Source organism: Pseudomonas sp. AC211 (assembly GCF_979258055.1).
This window is the reverse complement of record NZ_OZ409830.1, coordinates 3,659,486-3,677,255: the sequence shown is the minus strand read 5'-3', so window position 1 is coordinate 3,677,255 and position 17,770 is coordinate 3,659,486. Positions and strand designations below refer to the sequence as shown.

At 60.8% G+C, this 17,770-nt stretch carries 14 protein-coding genes and 7 pseudogenes; 8 read left to right on the top strand and 13 right to left on the bottom strand.

The features are described 5' to 3' along the window. Nucleotides 1-46: 46 nt before the first annotated feature. Nucleotides 47-481 (bottom strand): MerR family transcriptional regulator, encoded by a 435-nt coding sequence (locus ACZZZP_RS17415; RefSeq protein WP_463383585.1) that lies wholly within the window; start codon nucleotides 479-481, stop codon nucleotides 47-49. 113 nt (nucleotides 482-594) lie between these two features. Between ACZZZP_RS17415 and ACZZZP_RS17410 the strand changes: the two genes are divergently transcribed. The 3 genes and pseudogenes from ACZZZP_RS17410 to ACZZZP_RS17400 all read left to right on the top strand — a co-directional run bounded on the left by ACZZZP_RS17410 (nucleotide 595) and on the right by ACZZZP_RS17400 (nucleotide 2,598). After that, nucleotides 595-1,818, top strand: coding sequence for an NADH:flavin oxidoreductase/NADH oxidase family protein (locus ACZZZP_RS17410; RefSeq protein WP_463536963.1), 1,224 nt, complete (start codon nucleotides 595-597; stop codon nucleotides 1,816-1,818). Nucleotides 1,819-1,935: 117 nt separating this feature from the next. Beyond that, nucleotides 1,936-2,283 (top strand): annotated as a pseudogene (locus ACZZZP_RS17405) (toxin); the annotation flags it as partial. Continuing rightward, nucleotides 2,278-2,598: a helix-turn-helix domain-containing protein gene (locus tag ACZZZP_RS17400; protein WP_122494020.1), complete on the top strand. Its 321-nt coding sequence runs from the start codon at nucleotides 2,278-2,280 to the stop codon at nucleotides 2,596-2,598. The pseudogene ACZZZP_RS17405 and the gene ACZZZP_RS17400, both read left to right, overlap by 6 nt. Here ACZZZP_RS17400 and ACZZZP_RS17395 read toward each other — a convergent pair. Then, entirely contained in the window at nucleotides 2,595-2,951 is a 357-nt protein-coding gene (locus ACZZZP_RS17395; protein WP_463383583.1) for a VOC family protein, read from the bottom strand. The two genes, ACZZZP_RS17400 and ACZZZP_RS17395, sit on opposite strands and share 4 nt — an antisense overlap. A 50-nt stretch (nucleotides 2,952-3,001) precedes the next feature. Then, nucleotides 3,002-4,402, bottom strand: coding sequence for a TIGR01777 family oxidoreductase (locus tag ACZZZP_RS17390; protein WP_463383582.1), 1,401 nt, complete (start codon nucleotides 4,400-4,402; stop codon nucleotides 3,002-3,004). Nucleotides 4,403-4,533: 131 nt separating this feature from the next. On the opposite strand from ACZZZP_RS17390, the pseudogene ACZZZP_RS17385 reads away from it, so the two are divergent. The 3 genes and pseudogenes from ACZZZP_RS17385 to ACZZZP_RS17375 all read left to right on the top strand — a co-directional run bounded on the left by ACZZZP_RS17385 (nucleotide 4,534) and on the right by ACZZZP_RS17375 (nucleotide 5,875). Continuing rightward, nucleotides 4,534-5,131: pseudogene (locus tag ACZZZP_RS17385) on the top strand (DJ-1/PfpI family protein). A 96-nt stretch (nucleotides 5,132-5,227) separates the two neighbouring features. Continuing rightward, complete coding sequence (locus ACZZZP_RS17380; protein ID WP_463536743.1) at nucleotides 5,228-5,551, top strand: type II toxin-antitoxin system RelE/ParE family toxin; 324 nt, start codon at nucleotides 5,228-5,230, stop codon at nucleotides 5,549-5,551. Nucleotides 5,552-5,581: 30 nt separating this feature from the next. Beyond that, entirely contained in the window at nucleotides 5,582-5,875 is a 294-nt protein-coding gene (locus ACZZZP_RS17375) for a Fis family transcriptional regulator (protein WP_463383580.1), read from the top strand. Here the strand turns inward: ACZZZP_RS17375 and ACZZZP_RS17370 are convergent. Continuing rightward, a complete protein-coding gene (locus tag ACZZZP_RS17370) occupies nucleotides 5,872-6,132 on the bottom strand; it encodes a DUF1652 domain-containing protein (protein ID WP_463384740.1) in 261 nt (86 codons plus the stop codon). The genes ACZZZP_RS17375 and ACZZZP_RS17370 overlap by 4 nt on opposite strands. A gap of 77 nt (nucleotides 6,133-6,209) precedes the next feature. Continuing rightward, nucleotides 6,210-7,142 (bottom strand): AraC family transcriptional regulator, encoded by a 933-nt coding sequence (locus ACZZZP_RS17365; protein ID WP_463383579.1) that lies wholly within the window; start codon nucleotides 7,140-7,142, stop codon nucleotides 6,210-6,212. A gap of 121 nt (nucleotides 7,143-7,263) precedes the next feature. On the opposite strand from ACZZZP_RS17365, the gene ACZZZP_RS17360 reads away from it, so the two are divergent. Then, nucleotides 7,264-7,605: a carboxymuconolactone decarboxylase family protein gene (locus ACZZZP_RS17360; RefSeq protein ID WP_122494014.1), complete on the top strand. Its 342-nt coding sequence runs from the start codon at nucleotides 7,264-7,266 to the stop codon at nucleotides 7,603-7,605. Between the two features lie 179 nt (nucleotides 7,606-7,784). Beyond that, complete coding sequence (locus tag ACZZZP_RS17355) at nucleotides 7,785-9,131, top strand: putative bifunctional diguanylate cyclase/phosphodiesterase (protein WP_463383578.1); 1,347 nt, start codon at nucleotides 7,785-7,787, stop codon at nucleotides 9,129-9,131. 9 nt (nucleotides 9,132-9,140) lie between these two features. Here ACZZZP_RS17355 and ACZZZP_RS17350 read toward each other — a convergent pair whose 3' ends face one another. From ACZZZP_RS17350 to ACZZZP_RS17315, 8 genes and pseudogenes are all read right to left on the bottom strand, one after another. Then, nucleotides 9,141-10,145: an MBL fold metallo-hydrolase gene (locus tag ACZZZP_RS17350; protein ID WP_463383577.1), complete on the bottom strand. Its 1,005-nt coding sequence runs from the start codon at nucleotides 10,143-10,145 to the stop codon at nucleotides 9,141-9,143. Between the two features lie 174 nt (nucleotides 10,146-10,319). Continuing rightward, nucleotides 10,320-11,576 carry an OprD family porin gene (locus ACZZZP_RS17345; protein ID WP_463383576.1) on the bottom strand — a complete coding sequence of 419 codons (1,257 nt, stop codon included), beginning with the start codon at nucleotides 11,574-11,576 and terminating at the stop codon, nucleotides 10,320-10,322. 393 nt (nucleotides 11,577-11,969) lie between these two features. Next, nucleotides 11,970-13,901: a response regulator gene (locus tag ACZZZP_RS17340; protein ID WP_463383575.1), complete on the bottom strand. Its 1,932-nt coding sequence runs from the start codon at nucleotides 13,899-13,901 to the stop codon at nucleotides 11,970-11,972. Next, a pseudogene (locus ACZZZP_RS17335) lies at nucleotides 13,891-14,746 on the bottom strand (sensor histidine kinase). The gene ACZZZP_RS17340 and the pseudogene ACZZZP_RS17335 overlap by 11 nt, the downstream one beginning before the upstream one ends. Next, nucleotides 14,739-15,754, bottom strand: a pseudogene (locus ACZZZP_RS17330) (ATP-binding protein). Before ACZZZP_RS17330 ends, ACZZZP_RS17335 begins: the two co-directional pseudogenes overlap by 8 nt. Continuing rightward, nucleotides 15,745-16,150 (bottom strand): annotated as a pseudogene (locus ACZZZP_RS17325) (anti-sigma regulatory factor). The pseudogenes ACZZZP_RS17330 and ACZZZP_RS17325 overlap by 10 nt, the downstream one beginning before the upstream one ends. Further along, nucleotides 16,147-16,511, bottom strand: a pseudogene (locus ACZZZP_RS17320) (STAS domain-containing protein). Before ACZZZP_RS17320 ends, ACZZZP_RS17325 begins: the two co-directional pseudogenes overlap by 4 nt. A gap of 2 nt (nucleotides 16,512-16,513) precedes the next feature. Then, nucleotides 16,514-17,364, bottom strand: a pseudogene (locus ACZZZP_RS17315) (STAS domain-containing protein). Between the last annotated feature and the right edge of the window lie 406 nt (nucleotides 17,365-17,770).

The window sequence follows — 17,770 nt, the reverse complement described above, 5'->3', positions numbered from 1 at the left end:
GAGAATCTAACCCCTTCCGCCTCGAATAACAACCCGGAAACTGCCGTCACGGAACAAACGCGTCGTTTCCCGGACATTTCCCCACCCGCATATTCTCCAGCACCCGCTCAGCGTTATCGCCGCAGCCCATGCCTTCGGGTCGATTTTCGATATCGCCAATGATCGCCAGTAGTCGCGCTTTGTTCTGCGCCAGACGCTGCTGCATCGCTTCGATTTCGACGACTTTGCGGCGCAGGCTGACAAGAATTTCGCCGTGGTCGAGCCCCTGCGGATTGTTGTCCGGCAGGAAGCGGCGGATTTCTTCCAGGCTGAAACCGGCACGTTGGGCGTTGAGGATGATTTCCAGCGTGCTCACGGTATGGGCCGGGTAGTGCCGGTAGCCATTGGCGTGGCGCTGGGCGGCGATCAGGCCGCTGGCCTCGTAGTAACGGATGCGGGACGGCGCCAGTTGGGTGCGTTGTGCCAGTTCGCCGATTTTCATCAGTACTCCACGGCGATGCTTCGCCAGAAAAAAGAGGGGTTGACCTTAAAGCTGACTTTAACCTTAGGCTCGCGTCTACTGCCAACTGCATTTTTTTCTGGAGTTCGAGATGCCTGTGTTTTTCGCCGCTGCAATTGCCCAACGGCACTAGCGTTCCCAACCGCATTTGCAAAGCGGCGATGGAGGAAAACCTGGCCGATGCGGACCAAGGACCATCGTCCGAACTGTTTCGCCTGTACCAGGCTTGGGCCGAAGGCGGCGCCGGGATGATTCTGACCGGCAACGTGATGGTCGACCGCCGCGCCATGACCGGCCCGGGCGGCGTAGTGCTGGAAGATGCGCGGCAGTTGGATAAATTCCGCCAGTGGGCGCGCATCAGCCGCAGCCACGGCGCTCAGGTGTGGATGCAGCTCAACCACCCCGGCCGTCAAATGCAAGCCAGCCTGGGTCAGCAAACCGTCGCGCCGTCGGCTGTCTCGCTGCAACTGGGCGGCATGTCGAAAATGTTCGCCGAGCCCAAGCCGATGAGCGAGGCGGCCATCGCCGAGCTGATTCAACGCTTCGCCACCAGTGCGCAGCTAGCCGAACAAGCCGGCTTCAACGGCGTGCAAATCCACGCCGCGCACGGCTACCTGCTCAGCCAATTCCTGTCGCCACTGAGCAACCAACGCACCGACCGCTGGGGCGGCAGCCTGGAAAATCGCGCGCGCGTGTTAGTGGAAGTGGTGAAGGCAGTGCGTGCCGTCGTCGCCCCGGCGTTCGGCGTATCGGTCAAACTCAACTCGGCCGATTTCCAACGCGGCGGCTTCGACGGCGCCGATGCGTTGAAGGTGGTGGAACTGCTCAACGAGTTGCCCGTGGACTTGGTCGAGCTATCCGGCGGCAGTTACGAAGCGCCCGCGATGCAAGGCCAGGCGCGCGACGGTCGTACGCTGGCGCGTGAGGCGTATTTCCTCGAGTTCGCCAGCGACATCGCCAAAACCGCACGCATGCCGCTGATGGTCACCGGCGGCATTCGCCGCTTGCCCGTTGTCGAACAGGTGCTGGCAAGTGGCGTCGCCATGGCCGGCGTTGCCACGGCGTTGTCCATTGATCCGGCATTGCCCAAACGCTGGCAGGCCGGCGAGGCCAGCAGCCCTGAACTGGCGCCAATCAACTGGAAAAACAAAGTGTTCGCCTCGCTGGCCTACATGGCAGTGGTGAAATTTCAGCTCAACCAACTCAGCCGTGGGAAACAGCCCAAGCCGGATGTATCGCCGCTCAAGGCACTGGTGATGGAACAGCTGAAAACCCTGCGCCGCACCCGTCAGTACAAGCGGTGGATGGCGGCGGATTAAAGGAACATGCCGCGTTAGACGTAGCCGCATTCGCACGCACCGTTTTTGGGGTAGTCAAACGCGGCGCTTGACAGGCAGCATGCGAACTCTAAAAATGTACGCAAGTTGCGCATACTTATGAGAGCTACGTTTATCGAAATGCCCGCCTTCGCGCGTCAACGGCTCGAACACTTCGACGACGTTGCGTTTGCAGATTTTCAGCAAGCGTTGCTGCAGCAACCCGACGTAGGTGACGTCATCCAGAACACGGGTGGCTTGCGAAAGGTTCGCTTCGGCGATGCGGCGAGAGGGAAAGGGAAGCGGGGAGGGCTGCGGGTAATTTACTACTGGTGGCAGTGTGGAGCGCAATTCTGGCTGTTCACGCTTTACGACAAGGATGATTTCGATGATCTCAGCTATGACCAACGCAAACTGTTGAAGCAACGACTAGAAGCCGAGATAACAGAGAGAAAAAATGCCATGACCAAAAAGCGCGATATTTTTGCAGACTTGATGGAAGGCTTTGATGCCTTGGCTGAACAACGCCAAGGGAAGGTTACCCTGCGCACGCATGACGTGATCATTAAGCCGTTGGCGCCCGCTACGGCCGAAGAAATTATTGCTGTGCGCAACAAGCTGAACATGTCGCAGCCGGTATTCGCCCAGCACCTGCACGCAACGCCCGGCACGGTAAAAAATTGGGAGCAGAACCGTGCCAAACCTAACCCGCAAGCGACCGTGCTGATTCGATTGCTAAATGCTTATCCCGAAACGGCCAAGCATCTGGCGCGGATCTCCTAGATCGAAACCGACCACACCGCCAACTCATACCCATCCAAATCCAGAAACTGAAAGCGGCGCCCGCCTGGAAAGCTAAATACTGCTTTGCTGATGGTGCCGCCCGCTGCTTCGACACGGGCCTGGATGGCCGCAAGGTCATCGCCATACACGATCACCAACGGCCCACCGGGGCGCACGGGCTCGCCTGTGGTGAAGCCTCCGGTGAGCCGACCGTCGCTGAATTCACAATAGGTTGGACCGTAGTCGGTGAAGGTCCAGCCAAATACGCTGCCGTAAAACACTTTGCTGCGTTCGATATCAGCGACGTTGAACTCGATGTTATCGATCTGCTTATCGTTGCCTCGGGTGCCCATCGTTTCCTCCTTATTCGGTAACAAGCCAGTAGTGACTAAACCAATAGTGACTAAGCCAGATCCCGCAGCGCACCTTCAAGGTCCGGATAGCGGAAGCTGAAGCCTTCGCTCAGCAGCCGAGCCGGCGTTACGTTCTGGCCGTCGACAAACAGTTGCGCCATTTCACCTGCCAGTAAACGAACCGGGGCAGCCGGCAGGTGCAGCCACACGGGCCGATTAAGCACGCGGCCTGCGGTGGCAGCAAACTGCGCCTGGCTTACGGCTTCGGGGGCGACGGCGTTGTAGGTGCCGTGCATGTTGGAGTCGGCGAGCGCACGGGCGAATAGGCGCAGCAGGTCTTCGCGGTGAATCCAACTCATCATTTGTTTACCGCTGCCCAGGCGTCCGCCGAGGCCGAAACGGTGGGGCAACAGCAGCGGTTGCAGCGCGCCGCCGGGGCCAAACACCACGCCCAAACGCATCACCACTTGGCGCACGCCAGCTGCTTGCACAGCGGCGGCGGAGGCTTCCCAGCGGGCGCAGAGTTCAGCCATAAATCCGCCGCCTTTTGCGCTGTCTTCAGTCAGCACTTCGTCCGGGCTGCGCACGCCGTAGTAGCCGATGGCCGAGGCTTGCAGCCACACAGTGGGTTTGTGCCGGGCTTTTTCCAGCCAGGCGACCAGGGCGTCGGTGACACCCACACGGCTGGCGAGCAGTTGCGCCTGACGCTTGGCCGACCAACGTGGCCCCGCCACCGGCGCACCCGCCAGGTTGATGACGGCGTCGAAAGCGTCCCATTCGGTCAGCGCGGCAAGGCTGCTAACGCACCGTGCGCGACCGTTAAACTGGAAGGCGGCGCGCCGCGGGTTACGGGCGAACACGGTGACCTCGTGCCCGCCGTCCAAGAGTTGCTTGACCAGCGTTTCACCGATAAATCCGGTGCCTCCGGTGATCAATACGCGCTGATGAGCAAGTTCGGTGAAAGGGTTGTACGCTGGGGCGCTGAGGCCTTGGCTGAGCGCCGCCGGGGCACTGTCTTGGCGCAGCAGCCATACCAGCGGCACGAGCAAGCTAACCATGGCGAAGCAGTCGACCCAGACGTGTGACCACACGCCCGCCTGCATGGACATCCAGATGTCTTGTGGCCCCCACAACACCACGCCCGCGATCATCGCTCCCCAGGCCACGCGGCTGCGGTAGCGATTGCCCATGTACACCAATGCGCCCATAAACAGCGCGTAGCTTTGCACCGTGGCGCCGAACAAGGCGAACCACCACACTTGCAGGCCGTGCAGGTTGGCCGCTGTGCCGCTGCTCTGAAACGCAAGTTCGATGTTGCGGTGGTAATCGGCCAACGCGGCGGCATCGCCCAGGTATGTCATCAACAAGCCGCCCACCAGATGGCCGACCGCCACCGCGTACAGCCAGAAAATAAGCCAGGGTCTGAGGCGGGTTTTGTCTGCGCGTTGCATGGGAATCGCCTGTGCCGTTGCGAGGAAGTTGCTGGCTGGATGATAGCAGCGGGGCTGATGCAACCATTCGTTGATTGTGTTGAGCAAGGCTGAATAAGATGCCGGCGAGTCACTCTCCAACGGACGCCTCCATGCACATCGCCATTCTGACCTTTGACGGTTTCAACGAACTCGACTCCCTGATTCCTTTCGGCATTTTGCAGCGCGTGAAAACGCCTGGCTGGACGGTAGTCCATCGCCAGCCCGTCGGCGCGGGTGCGGTCAATGAATGGCGTGTGGATGGATGCACATATTTCCCTGGAGCAGGCGTGCGAAGCGGATGCGGTGCTTGTGGGTAGCGGCATCGCCACCCGCGAGGTGGTGCAGTCTGCCGAGCTGATGGCGCAACTGAAGCTGGACCCCGCGCGGCAACTGATCGGCGCTCAGTGCTCGGGCACGTTGATTCTGGCCAAACTCGGTTTGTTGCAGGGCGGCGTCGCCTGCACCGACCTGACCACCAAACCGTGGGTGATGGAAGCGGGTGTTGATGTGTTGAACCAGCCGTTCTTCGCCAACGGCAACGTCGCCACGGCTGGAGGCTGCCTGGCTTCGCAATACTTGGCGGCCTGGACCATCGCCCGCCTTGAAGGGCTCGACGCAGCAGAAGCGGCCATCCATTACGTGGCGCCTGTGGGAGAGAAAGGGGGGTACGTGGAGCGGGCGATGGCAGCGATTGCTGCGTACCTTTAGAGCGCCGAAAAGGCGCGTTCGTCCAACGCGCATCGCTAGGATGAACTTAAATAGGTACACTTGCGCCCATCAAGCAAAGCACAGGGGAGTGCGGCAGTGGGCATCGATGGAGTGAAATTAACCGTGCGGTTTTACCGCTCGGCCTCGGGCAAAGAACCGGTTCGCGACTGGCTGCTCGGCGAGTCTCAGGACATACGCATTGCCGTGGGAACCGATCTTAAAACCATACAAATGGGCTGGCCGTTAGGCATGCCGCTGGTTCGCAAAATGGCCGCCAACCTCTGGGAAATCCGCAGCCGATTTTCTGCCGGCATCGCACGGGTGCTGTTCACCGTGGTACGCACCGACATCATCCTGCTCCATGGCTTTATCAAAGAAAACCGAAACCACACCGCTAGCCGATCTGGCATTAGCCAATAAACGCCATTCCATTCTTCGAGGAGATTCCTGATGAACAAGCATGTGGGCAGCGACTTCGATGAGTTTCTGGAGCAGCAGCAGATTCTGGAAGAGGTGACAGCGGCGGCGCTCAAGCGCGTGGTGGCGTGGCAAATTGTGGAGCTGATGAAGGCTCAGGGCGTGAGCAAGTCGGCCTTGGCGCAACGCATGCAAACCAGCAGGACGGTGGTCGCTCGCGTGTTGGATGGTGATGACGCCGGCCTTACCCTGGCCACGTTGGCCAATGCCGCTCGGGCGTTAGGACAGCGGGTAGAAATTCGCTTTGTGCCCGAAGGCGAGGCTTAACCGGATCGGCTGTCGCTGGCCCGCTGGGCGCGGAATTGCAGCACTTCAATCTCGATTTCGATGGCCTGGGCGATGATTTCCACGTCTTCTTCCGACAGCGTGGTGCCGCATGGAATGCAAGTGATCACCACCAGATTTTCGCCTGTTTGCGGGTCGTAAACCCGGGCGGTCATAGAGGTCGGCGAGCTTAATACGCCTTCGAAGCCAAGCGGCGCGAAGTGGTTTTGTAACCTGGCGCAAGCGGCAGGGAAGATCATTCTGGCCATTAATGACCCTCTGGGAAAAGTCCGACGAAGCCAAGGATAATTCAACGGCGCGGAATGTGACAGGCTGCTCATTGTTGCTGTGAGGCAGTCGTCACCCGTAGCCGGTGCTGTGCGGGCGTTTCGCCGGTTTGCTGTTTGAACATTCGGCTGAACGAGCTGAGGGTGGGATAGCCCACCGCCAGCGCGATGTCACTCACCGGCGCAGCGCTTCGCTTTAACAATAGCTGAGCGCGCTCGATGCGTAGTTGCATCAGCCAAGTGGCCGGCGCAATGTCGGTGGCGGCGACGAACGCACGGACGAAATTGGAGCGCGACATGCTCGCGCACTCCGCCAAACTTTCCACCGACCAGGCCTGACTCAAGTCGGCCAGTAATGCCTGCGCCGCCTTGGCCAGGCGCTTGTCGCGCAGCAGCGCAAATACGCCTGACAGTTCGTGCTGGTGCTCACAGACATGGCGCAACACCAGGGTAAACAGAATCACCGAAAGCCCATCGACCACCGACTGATTGGCCACTTGCTGCCCCTCGGCCTCAAGGCGCATGAGGGTGATAAGGGCGTTGAGCCGCTCGTGTTGGGGCGGCGCGCTGGCGTTAATGACCAGCACCTCGGGCAGTGCCGCCAGCAGGGTGGCGTTAGGCAAGTAATCGATACGCCCACACAGCATGTTCAATTCGCCGCTGCCGGCGCCGTTGCGCAATTGGGTAATGCGCCCTGGTTCGGCGAGTTTGCGCAACGCGGACGTGCTGCTTCGTCCGGCATCTCCCGCTGCCATTACATGGACGGCGCTTCGCGGCAGCAACACCACATCACCGGCACGCAGTGGCACGGGCGCCTGACCGGGCAATTCCAGGCGGCATTGGCCTTCAAGAATCACGTGATAACTGGCTTGCCCAGCGGGCAACGGCGGGTGGTTCAAGGCCCAATCGCCTTGCAATTGGCAGTGCAAGTCGAGCACGCCGCGCAGGTTGGCCAGGGCAATCAGATGGTCGAAAGCATGCATTTGGGACGATTCGGCAAATGGATGGGCGTTGCGGAAAACCCCGCACCAAGCGAACGGCCGACACTGTGTTCGTCGGCCTTGAGGCCACCGGCAGCCCGCCGCAAACATAGGAGAATCCACCATGCTCTTCAACTGGTCTGAATATGTTCCCGCCGTGAAAAAAGCCTTTGGCAAACTCGGCAAAACCCACCCGAAAATGCTGCAGGCTTATGGCGCTTTGAGCGACGCCGCGGCCGAAGGCGATGCGCTGGATGCAAAAACCCGCGAGCTGATCGCCATCGCCGTGGCCATCACCACCCGCTGCGACGGCTGTATCGGTGTGCACGTGCAAGCGGCGCGCAAGGCCGGAGCAACCGAGGCAGAGCTGGCGCAAACCCTGGCCACGGCCATTTCCCTAAATGCCGGCGCCGCCTACGTGTACTCGCTCAAAGCGCTGGAGGCTTACGAGCAATTGGCGCCCTGAGCCGCCACGGGTGTATTGCGCAATGGGAGGGGCTGGCTATATTCCTTAACTGAACACGCGTGTGAAAGCGCGTGCTCTTCAGTCCCTTCCAACCGCCTATTCCGTTGTTTTCGCCGTGTCCGCGAGCGGCGTTTCTGGAGTGTTGCCACCATGGTTTTCCTTGAGATGGGTCGCCGCTGATGGCTGGCAAACGCTTACAGCAATTCTGGAATTCCTCCGACCTGTCGCTTATCCATCACCGGCGCGAAAGACGTGTGCGCGTGCTGGCCAGCTTCGTGATGTGGGTGCTGGGCGGCATTTGGGCGGTCTATTTTTCCCTGCACGGCCATTGGTTGATTGTCGGCATCGACCTGGTGCTGATGGGCACGGGCGTGGCCGTTTTTGTCTTGAGCTGGGTGCACTACGACCGCACCGCGCGGTTGCTGCTGTTCGCCGTTTTGTTGCTGGTGATCATTGGCATTTCCCTGGTGCTGGACGTGCCGAACGCCACCATTCCACGTTCCACCCATTTGTATCTGCTGCCGCTCGGCGTGGCCGCGATGATGGCGTTTCGCGACGAACCGCGCTGGCTGCGCTACAGCGTTATAGCCCTGTGTTTGCTGGCCTTTATCGGGCTGGCCGGCAGCTACTGGACGCCGGTGCCCGGCCACAGCCTGCCGGATGCAACGCGCGGCCCCGGCACATGGGTCAACACCTGGGCGGCCATCCTGTCGCTGTTCGCCATGCTGCATGTGTTGCAAACCGATGCGGTGCAGCGTTCGGCCTGGGAAAGCGAGTTGCTTGAGGCGCTATCCAGCGGCCAGTTTCAATTGCACTACCAGCCGCAGCTGGACGTGCACGGCCGTGTGATCGGCGCCGAAGGTTTGCTGCGCTGGTTTCATCCCAAGCGCGGCATGATCGCGCCGGGCAAATTCATTCCCCATGCTGAAGAAACCGGTCTGATCATTCCAATTGGCAAGTGGGTGCTGGAAACGGCGTGCGCGCAGTTGCGCATCTGGATGGACGAACCGGCCATGCAGCACCTGTGTCTGGCGGTGAACATCAGCCAGAAGCAGTTCAATCAGGCCAGTTTCGAGTCCGACATGCTGGCGCTGATCAAGCGCTCCGGCATCGACCCCAGTCGCCTGGAACTGGAGGTCACCGAAACCATGGTGGTCAAAGACATGGAAGAGCTGTCGCGCAAGATGGCGAACCTGGTCAGCCATGGCATCACCTTCGCGCTGGACGACTTTGGTACCGGCTACTCATCCCTCAGCCATCTCAAGCAGCTGCCGTTGACCAAGCTGAAGATCGACCAATCCTTCGTCTGCGACGTGCTCACCGACCACAACAGCGAAGCCATTGTGCGCACCGTCATCGGCCTGGGCAGCAACATGGGTCTGACGGTGATTGCCGAAGGTGTGGAAACCGCTGCCCAGCATCAATTTCTACTCGACAACGGTTGCCAGCAATTCCAGGGCTACCTGTTCAGCAAACCGCTGCCGCTGGTGGCCTTCACCGAATTCACCAGCGGGCGCAATGCCTGAGCCCAGGCGTTATTCCACCAACGGTACTTTTGCGGCGCGCTGATAAGGCCCGAATTCCACCGGCACCCAGGCGAAGCCTTTGCCCTCTACGCGGATATGGCCGATGGCCGGGAAGGGCAGGTGGGCGGCGGCCACCCAGGTGTTGTCACGCGCCACTTGGGTGAACAACTTCTTGCGCGCGGCGATGGCTTCGGTGCCGTTGTTATCAAAGCCGATGCTCACTTCCGGATGGGCAAACTGCACGGCGAAGCTGTGAATGATGTCGCCCGTAAAAATGATGCGTTGCCCGTTGGACTCGAAGGCATAGCCGGTGCTGCCCGGCGTGTGGCCGGCCAGGTTCAGGGTGCTTACGCCAGGAATTGGTGCTTGGCCCGGCGTGAAGGTTTTCAGGCGGCCGGCTGCCACATACGGCGCGGTGGAGTTCTGCGCGATCTGGAAGAAGCCCTGCGCCTCTTTCGGTGCCTTGTTGAGGTTTTCCTTGCTCAGCCAGAAGTCGGCTTCGGCTTTTGCCGCGTACACGTCGGCGTTGGCAAATACCGCTGCGCCCTTGTCGTCGACCAGCCCGCACACGTGGTCCAGGTGCATGTGGGTGAGCAGTACGGTGTCGACTTGATCGGGGCTGTAGCCCGCCGCGCGGATAACGTCCGGCAAGCCGCCAGCAGTCGGGCCGATGCATTTGCCGGCGCCGGTATCAACCAGCACCAGATTCTTGCCGGTGTTGATCAGAAAGGCGTTGAACGCCGTTTGTACGCCGACCGACGTGATGTTTTTGCGTGCCAGCAGCGCGCGGATTTCTTTCTGCGACAAGCCTTTGAGCAACGACGGCCCAAGGTCGTTGTAACCGTCGAACAACGCCGTTACTTCATAGTCGCCCACCGCCACGCGCTGGAAACCGGGCGCTTGGGTTTTTATCTGTGCAGGCGGTGTTGCCTGTGCGGCAAACGGTGCCAGGGCTGCGCCCAGCAGTAGAACTGGAGTGAGCAACAACGCGGCGTTCGAGCGAGTGGTGCGCATGGCGAGCCTCTGTCAGGTGGGCACGCAGGCCCATTTTGGGGAGGCTCGATAGTGGCGGGTGAAGGCGCCCGCTGCTTGCACCGATGTGCTGAAACGAAAACGGGGTGAACAGCGGTTTCCCACTGCTCACCCCGTACGCTGTCAACGTGGCGCCGAGCGATGCCGGCGCGGTTGTCAGAAGATTTCCAGCGGGTATTCCACAAACGCGCGAACTTCGTTCAGGTTCGGGCCCACGTCGCGGTCGGCACGGTAGATCGAGTTACGCAGTTTCAGCGACAGGTTTTTCAACGAGCCGTCCTGCACCACGTATTTCACCTGGTTGAAGAATTCGCGCTCGGTGCCGTCCTGCTCGCCGCCAGCATCAATGTTGCTGCCGCGCACGTAGGCGGTTTTGTAGCTCAGGCCGGCGACGCCGTACTCGGTGAAGTCCAGCTCGTAGCTGACCTGCCACGACTCTTCATCTTTCAGGTTGAAGTCGGAGTAGTAGGAGTTGGCCACGTAAATGGTGCTGCCGCCGTCGCCGTAGTCGTAGGCGTAGCCCGCGTCGCCGCTGCTGCGCTGGTGCGCCACGATAAAGGCGTGAGCGCCGACGCTGTACTTGGCCGCCAGGCTCCACAGGGTGTTGCTGTCGTTGTTGCCGTCGCCGCCGAAATCCAGCGCCGCTTGGGCGTTGTCGTCGTAGTCGGTGCGGTAGATGTTGAAGTCGAAGTTCAGCGCCTGGTCTTCGCTCAGCACCTGGGTGAAGTTCACGTTGCCGTAGTACTTCTTGAAGGTGTCTTCCACGTCGGAGTGGTAAGCGGCCACGCTCAGGGCGTCGTTGACCACATAGCTGCCGCCGATCACGTCGATGCTTTTCAGACGGTTCGGGTCGCGTGCGGCGTCGCCCATTGGGCTGTCAGCGGTGAAGCGGCCGGCGTTGAGTTCCAGACCTTCGATTTCTTTGCTGGTCACCAGGGTGCCGGTGAACGCTTGCGGCAGCAGGCGCGAATCGTCGTACGCCAATACCGGCAACGATGGGAACTGGTTGCCGTAACGCAGCACGGTGTTGGAGATACGCAGCTTCACCACGCCGCCCGCTTCAGACAGGTCGTCTACCGGGTGGCCGTCGCTATCGGTGTCGAAGAAGGCGCCATAATTGCGACCACGGCCGCTGTCGAGCTTGATGCCCAGCAGGCCATAGGCGTCAACGCCAAAGCCGACCGTGCCCTGGGTGAAACCGGACTCGAACGTGCCGATAAAGCCCTGGCCCCAGACCTTGCGGTCGGCGGCGCCGTTTTTGTAGTCACGGTTGAAGTAGGCGTTGCGCAGCAGCAGGTTGAGGCTGCTGTCTTCAACGAAGCCCTTGGACTCGGATTGCTCACTGGCAAACGCCGGGGAAAGACTCAGCGAGGCCAGCGCGCAGGCCAGCGCGATGCGTGTGCGATTGAACATAGGTGCTCCCAATAACGGTTCTTGGCATGTGTTGTTGTTGCTAAAGGCGGCAGGCGCTGCACGGCGCATCGGGTCGGCCTGGCGGGCAGGCGAACCACGGGCGGGACGTTATTGAGCTATAGGAAGTCCCAGCCTATGCAGCGGATGGGATAAATACGCGGTTTGAAATCATCGGTAAAACTGCTTATTTCAATTTTTACTATCGACGCTATTAATGGTGCGTTTGGCGGGCTGGGGCTTACTCTTGGCCGCGATGAATCCCCAACGCACTGAATTCAGACACTAATTCGGTGCCTTGCTCCCTTCATCACCTTTGGTTTTATTTGCCGCCCCCCCGAGGGCGGCTTTTTTTATGGGCGCAGATTTATCGAGCAAGTCGATTAATGGCGCCCGTTAGCGGTCGAGGAGTGCGCGGATGCGTTCGAGCAGGTCGTTGCTGTTGAACGGCTTGCTGAGCATGTCCATGCCGGTGCCGGCCAGATCCTGGCGGTCCAAGGCGTTTTCGGCGTAGCCCGACACATACAGCACCGGCAAGCCAGCGCGCATGGTGCGGGCAAGGGCGGCCAGGTCGCGGCCGTCCATGCGCGGCAGGCCGATGTCGGTCAGCAGCAAGTCGATGGAGGGGTCGTTCTTCAACGCTTGCACCGCACCCTCGGCGTCGTACACCTGGGTGAACCTGTAGCCGGCATCGCTGAGAATTTCCGACATCAGCGCGCTCACCGAGGCCAGGTCTTCAACGATTAGCACATGCTCACCGCTGCCTTGTTGCGGCTTGGACGCTGGCGCGGCTTCAGTGGCGGGCAAGGCATCGCCGGCCGGCAACAGCAACACCACTTCGGTGCCTTTGTTGATGCGGCTGCGAATGCTTACATCGCCGCCCGACTGGCGGGCAAAACCATAAATACTCGACAGGCCCAGGCCGGTGCCTTGGCCCACCGGCTTGGTGCTGAAGAACGGGTCGAAGACTTTGCCGATCACTGACTCATCGATACCAACGCCATCGTCACGAACCGACAGGGCGATATAGGTGCCGTCTTCCAACTTGGCGTTCCCTGAAACCACCGTCGCGTAGGTGGCGATGCGAATGCTGCCGCCTTTGGGCAGCGCATCGCGCGCGTTGATGATCAGGTTGAGTACCGAACTCTCGAACTGGAATGGGTCGACCATCGCAATCGAGGTGCCGGCGGTGAGTTCCAGCGTCAGGGAAATGCGTTCGCCAATGGTGCGTCGCAGCATTTCTTCCAGCGACAGCACGTGTTCGTTGATATCGATGGGGCGTGTGTCCAGCGGCTGCTGGCGGGCAAAGGCAAGCAGGCGATGGGTGAGCGCGGCGGCACTGTTGGCCGAACTCAGCGCGGCGTCGGCGTAGCGCATCAGGGTGTCGTAGCGCTGGTCTTCAACGCGACGCTTCATCAATTCCACGGCGGCAATAATGCCGGTGAGCATGTTGTTGAAGTCATGGGCGATGCCGCCGGTGAGCTTGCCGAGGGCATCCATTTTTTGCGCTTGCAGCAGTTGTTCTTCGGTACGCGCACGCTCGGCGACTTCCTGGGCGATGCGACTGTGGGCTTTGTCCAACTGCTGGCGCTGGACGCGATCACGTTCGCGGTGTTCGGTCACGTCTTCAACAAACACCAGGCTGTGGCCGGGCAGGCGATAGGGCGAAACCTGCCACTCTGTCTCACGGTTTTCGCCGTTGAGTTGCAGCGTTAGGGTGCCTTTCCAGCGTTCGCCGGCCAGCACCTGTTTGCGCAGTTCGATCAACGGCTCGTCCTGGCCTGCGCCGATGTGTTCGAGCAGGCGTTCGTCGCCGTGAAGCAACTGGGCAAACGCCTGATTGCTCTCGATGACGTTGAGTTGTTCGTCGATCACGGCAATGGGCGCCGACACGTTGCGGAAAATCTCGCGGAAGCGCGCTTCGCTTTCACGCAGCGCGTTTTCGCTGTCACGCACGCGCAACAAGGTGCGCAGCGTCGCCATCAACACTTCGGGGTCGATGGGGTGCGTCAGGTAGGCGTCGGCGCCGGTTTCAAGGCCGGTGACAATGTCGTGGGTCTGAATCGAGGCAGCCGATACGTGAATGACCGGCACCAGTTCGGTTCGCGCGTGCTGGCGGATCTCGCGCACGATATCGAAGCCGGTCATGTCCGGCAGGTTCACGTCGAGAATCAACCCGTCGTACTCATTTGCTGCAATCAGCGCCAGGCCTTCAGCACCTGTGCCGGCTTCGTCGATGACATAGCCTTGCTGCTCAAGGCGGCGCCGCAAGGCATACCGCGTGGCTACGTTGTCGTCGACGATCAGCAAATGAACGTCAGTCTTCATCGGGTTTTTCCTGACCAATTGCAAAAGGAATAATCACGTAGAAGGTCGAGCCGACGCCGGGTTCGCTCTCCACGCCAACGCGCCCGCCCAGCAACGCGGCGAAGCGTTTGCACAATGACAGACCCAGGCCGGTGCCACGGAAGCGTTTCTGCAGCGGTGAGTCCACTTGCGAGAAATCTTCAAACAGCGTGCCGTGCATTTCCGCTGGAATGCCAATCCCGGTATCCGACACGGCAAAGCGCACTTCGGTGTCGCTTTCCAGACGCGCGGACACGCGCACTTCGCCGCGCTGGGTGAACTTCAACGAGTTGGAAATGAAATTGCGCAGAATCTGCGCCAGCTTTTTATCGTCGGTGTAGAGCCTGGGCATGTTCACCGGCTCGGCAAACACCAGATCCACGGACCTGCCATCGACGATGGGGCGGAACATGCCGCGCAGCGCCGAGAACAGATCGAACATATCGAACCAGTCCGGCGAAATGCTGATACGCCCGGCCTCGATTTTCGCCAGGTCGAGCAGGTCGTCAACCATGTCGCTGAGCTCGCTGGCGGCGGTGCGCACAAAGCCCACCTGCTTGTGCTGCTCGGGGCTCAATGGCCCGTCCAGTTCGTCATCCAGCAGGCTGGTGATGCTCAGAATCGAGCCCAGCGGCGTGCGGAATTCGTGGCTCATGTACGAGAAAGCGGCTTTTCAAATCCGACGCCTGGCGCAATTCATCGGCCTGCGTATCCAGTTCGGCATACAAGGCCAGCACGCCCTGATTGGTTTCTTCGAGCTCGGCGCGCAGCGCTTCGTTTTCAGCCAGCACGGCCTGCAGGCGCGCCTGAATATCGCTGTCAGCCATTGGCTGCCTCCAGTGGAACGACCAATACGGTTACATCATCACGGCCCCGGCAAAAATCACGGTGCAGCACGGCGGCGATCACGGCGGGGTGGCGGTGCACCAGGCCGGGGTAGTCGCGCAGGTTCCAGCGCGACTGCAAGCCGTCACTGAACATCACCAGCAGTTGGCCGCCGCAGTCGGCGAAGTCGAAGCCCTGTGCCTTGCGAAACTGGGCGCCAAGAATGCCGGGGTGCGAAGCCAGGCCACGGCTCTTGTCGGCAGTTATAAGCGTAGCGCCGATATTGCCGATGCCGGCGAAATGCAGGCTGCCCGTGTTGGCGTTGTATTGCGCCACGGCGCCCGCGCCACCTCGGGTTCCGCACATGGCCCGGTGCATATCGTCAATCAGTACCACCGGCACTGAAAATGGCGAGGCGGCGAAGGCGACTTCGCCAGCACGCGAGGCTTCTTCGGCTTCTTCCCCATGGCCGAGACCGTCGATGATCATTGCGCTGACATGGTTGTCCTTGACCACCAGATGCCAGGTATCGCCGCACGCCGGTACGTTGTGCAGCGAATGCTGGGTGACGCCAAAGCGCAGGTCGGCGCTGTGTTTGCCGCGCGGGTACAACCGCGCCATCAGCACCGCACCACGGGCGTCGGCAAACACATCGAAGACATCCGACTGCCGATCCACCGCGCCCATGCCAATGCCTTGCGTGCCGCCGGTGGAAAAACCGTCCGCCAGGCAGTCGTTCAGCTCGAAGCCTGGGCCGCGATCCACCGCCACCAGCTCAATGCCAGTGGCCTCGGAAAAGGCAGCGTGCGCACATGCAGCTCACCACGGCCGGCGTGCTTGAGCAGGTTGCTGGTGAGTTCGGTGGCCACCAGGGCCGCGCGACCCGCATCGTTGGCGTTGAAGCCGCTGTCTTCAGCCAGCTTCTGCACCACGCGGCGGGCGTGCCCGACCTGGCTTTCGTCATCCACATGCAGCACCACGGTGAGGGAGCTGCCTAGGTTCACGTCCATCGGGGTGATCGTCACGCGGGTGCCTTTGCCGGGCGCCGTGTCCAGCTCGAACTCGTCGACCAGACGCTTGGCGCCGGTCAGCCCCAGGCCCATGCCGCTGCCGGAGGTCCAGCCATCGGTCATTGCTAGTTTGAGGTCGGGAATGCCGGGGCCTTCGTCACGAAACGTCAGGCGCAGGCCGGTGCGGCCGCCGTCGTCGAGCACTTGCCAGTCCATGTCGCCGCCACCGCCATACACCACGGTGTTGCGGGCCAGCTCGCTGACGGCGGTCACCAGCTTGGTCAGGTCGATCAAGCGCATGCCGCATTCCTGGGCCAGCTTGCGCGACGTTTGCCGGGCCATTACCACGTCTTGCTCAATGCGTACCGGTTGCGTGCCGCTGTTGCGCACGTTCATTGCGCGCCAACCCGCTCGCGCAAGAGCTTCGACGCCGCGCTCAACGTTCAGCGCGGTGCTCACGCCCGGCAGGGTCAGGCCCAGTTCCACGAGGGTGATGGCCACGGCCGGCTGCAAACCGACCACCACGGTTTCGGCGTCCATGATGCGCGACAGCCCGGAGATGGTGCCGATCATGCGGCCGATAAACGAGTCGACCATGTCCAGCGCGGAGATATCGATAAGAACACCACGCGCCGACGTGGCGCTGATGCGTTCGGACAAATCGTCTTGCAGGGTCATGGCCAGTTGGTCATGCCATGTCCACCTGAATGGTGACCAGCAGGAACTGACCCATCTGCAGAATGGGAATGCGCTCCATGATTACTGCGCCTTGGTCACGGTGACGCCCAGACGGCGTAGCGCCAGTGCCAGGGCGTCGGCCAGGTTAGCCTTGGTGACGACGCCTTGCAGATCCAGACCCAGGTGCACGATGGTTTGCGCAATTTGTGGGCGCACGCCGCTGATGATGCAATCCGCGCCCATCAGGCGAATGGCCGTCACGGTTTTCAGCAGGTGTTGGGCCACCAGGGTGTCAACGGTCGGCACGCCGGTGATGTCGATGATGGCGATTTCCGAACCTGTGTCGACGATGCGTTGCAGCAGCGACTCCATCACCACCTGGGTGCGTTGCGAATCCAGGGTGCCGATCATCGGCAGCGCCAGCACGCCGTCCCACAGTTTCACCACTGGGGTCGACAGTTCCAGCAGCTCTTCTTGCTGGCGACGGATTACTGCTTCGCGCGAAGCCTGGTAGGTGCGGATGGTGTGCAGGCCGAGGGAGTCGAACAGCTCGGAGGCTTGCAACAGTTGCGCTGCCAACACGGCGGGTTGGTCACCAAACTCTTTTGCAGCAGGCTAAAAAATGGACCTTTAAGGGCGAAAATAAAATTGGCGGTCTGGCTGGAGTCCTGCCCCAACTGAGCGCGGCTGCGCGACAGGCGTTCGAGGAACTGACGGGTGTCTTCCCACTGCGCAGTGCCGATGGCGGCGCTGGCACCGTTTTCCAGTGCGGTGCTGATCAGCTTGAGGAATTCGCGGGTGTCGGCTTTGAGTTCGTCTTCTTTCAGATTGCGGGTGCCGCCTGTGGCTTGCAGCGAGGCGATCCACTCTTGGGACAGCTGCGACTCGGCGGCTTTGATTTTCTGAACGGCATCTTGACCCAGTGCGGCCATGCTGAAACTCCTGTGTTGGCTGTTCTTTTAATAGGTGCAGTGGCGGGCGCAGACGGTGTCATTGATGGCACACGGCCTTCACCCTTAAAGAAGGTTTTGACGAAATACAGCAAGGCGGGCTTCCGGTAAAGAAGTGTTCGCATCTTGTGCAGGAAAGTGTATCCAACACACACACGAACACCGCCTGTTGCCTCGCTAACGCGTAGGCCACGAGGGCTGACTTTAGTTCAGGAAATATGAACGATGCACCGGCGCATCACCGAAGAATGGCGAGCGGGCGCTGAAGGCACTAGGAGAGGAGTAGAAAGCTGCATCGGGCTCATCCGTGAGCAAGGCTTTGTCCGTCAAGCCATCCGTTAAGCAGTGCATCCAAAACACATCAACAGGGCGGCGCGGTGCGCCGCAG

What these genes read in the sequence shown, in the direction of transcription:
- ACZZZP_RS17370 (WP_463384740.1), bottom strand. Translation starts at nt 6,132, where the DNA reads ATGATCTTCCCTGCCGCTTGCGCCAGGTTACAAAACCACTTCGCGCCG.
- ACZZZP_RS17360 (WP_122494014.1), top strand. Translation starts at nt 7,264, where the DNA reads ATGCTCTTCAACTGGTCTGAATATGTTCCCGCCGTGAAAAAAGCCTTT.
- ACZZZP_RS17375 (WP_463383580.1), top strand. Translation starts at nt 5,582, where the DNA reads ATGAACAAGCATGTGGGCAGCGACTTCGATGAGTTTCTGGAGCAGCAG.
- ACZZZP_RS17345 (WP_463383576.1), bottom strand. Translation starts at nt 11,576, where the DNA reads ATGTTCAATCGCACACGCATCGCGCTGGCCTGCGCGCTGGCCTCGCTG.
- ACZZZP_RS17350 (WP_463383577.1), bottom strand. Translation starts at nt 10,145, where the DNA reads ATGCGCACCACTCGCTCGAACGCCGCGTTGTTGCTCACTCCAGTTCTA.
- ACZZZP_RS17365 (WP_463383579.1), bottom strand. Translation starts at nt 7,142, where the DNA reads ATGCATGCTTTCGACCATCTGATTGCCCTGGCCAACCTGCGCGGCGTG.
- ACZZZP_RS17400 (WP_122494020.1), top strand. Translation starts at nt 2,278, where the DNA reads ATGACCAAAAAGCGCGATATTTTTGCAGACTTGATGGAAGGCTTTGAT.
- ACZZZP_RS17395 (WP_463383583.1), bottom strand. Translation starts at nt 2,951, where the DNA reads ATGGGCACCCGAGGCAACGATAAGCAGATCGATAACATCGAGTTCAAC.
- ACZZZP_RS17355 (WP_463383578.1), top strand. Translation starts at nt 7,785, where the DNA reads ATGGCTGGCAAACGCTTACAGCAATTCTGGAATTCCTCCGACCTGTCG.
- ACZZZP_RS17415 (WP_463383585.1), bottom strand. Translation starts at nt 481, where the DNA reads ATGAAAATCGGCGAACTGGCACAACGCACCCAACTGGCGCCGTCCCGC.
- ACZZZP_RS17340 (WP_463383575.1), bottom strand. Translation starts at nt 13,901, where the DNA reads ATGAAGACTGACGTTCATTTGCTGATCGTCGACGACAACGTAGCCACG.
- ACZZZP_RS17390 (WP_463383582.1), bottom strand. Translation starts at nt 4,402, where the DNA reads ATGCAACGCGCAGACAAAACCCGCCTCAGACCCTGGCTTATTTTCTGG.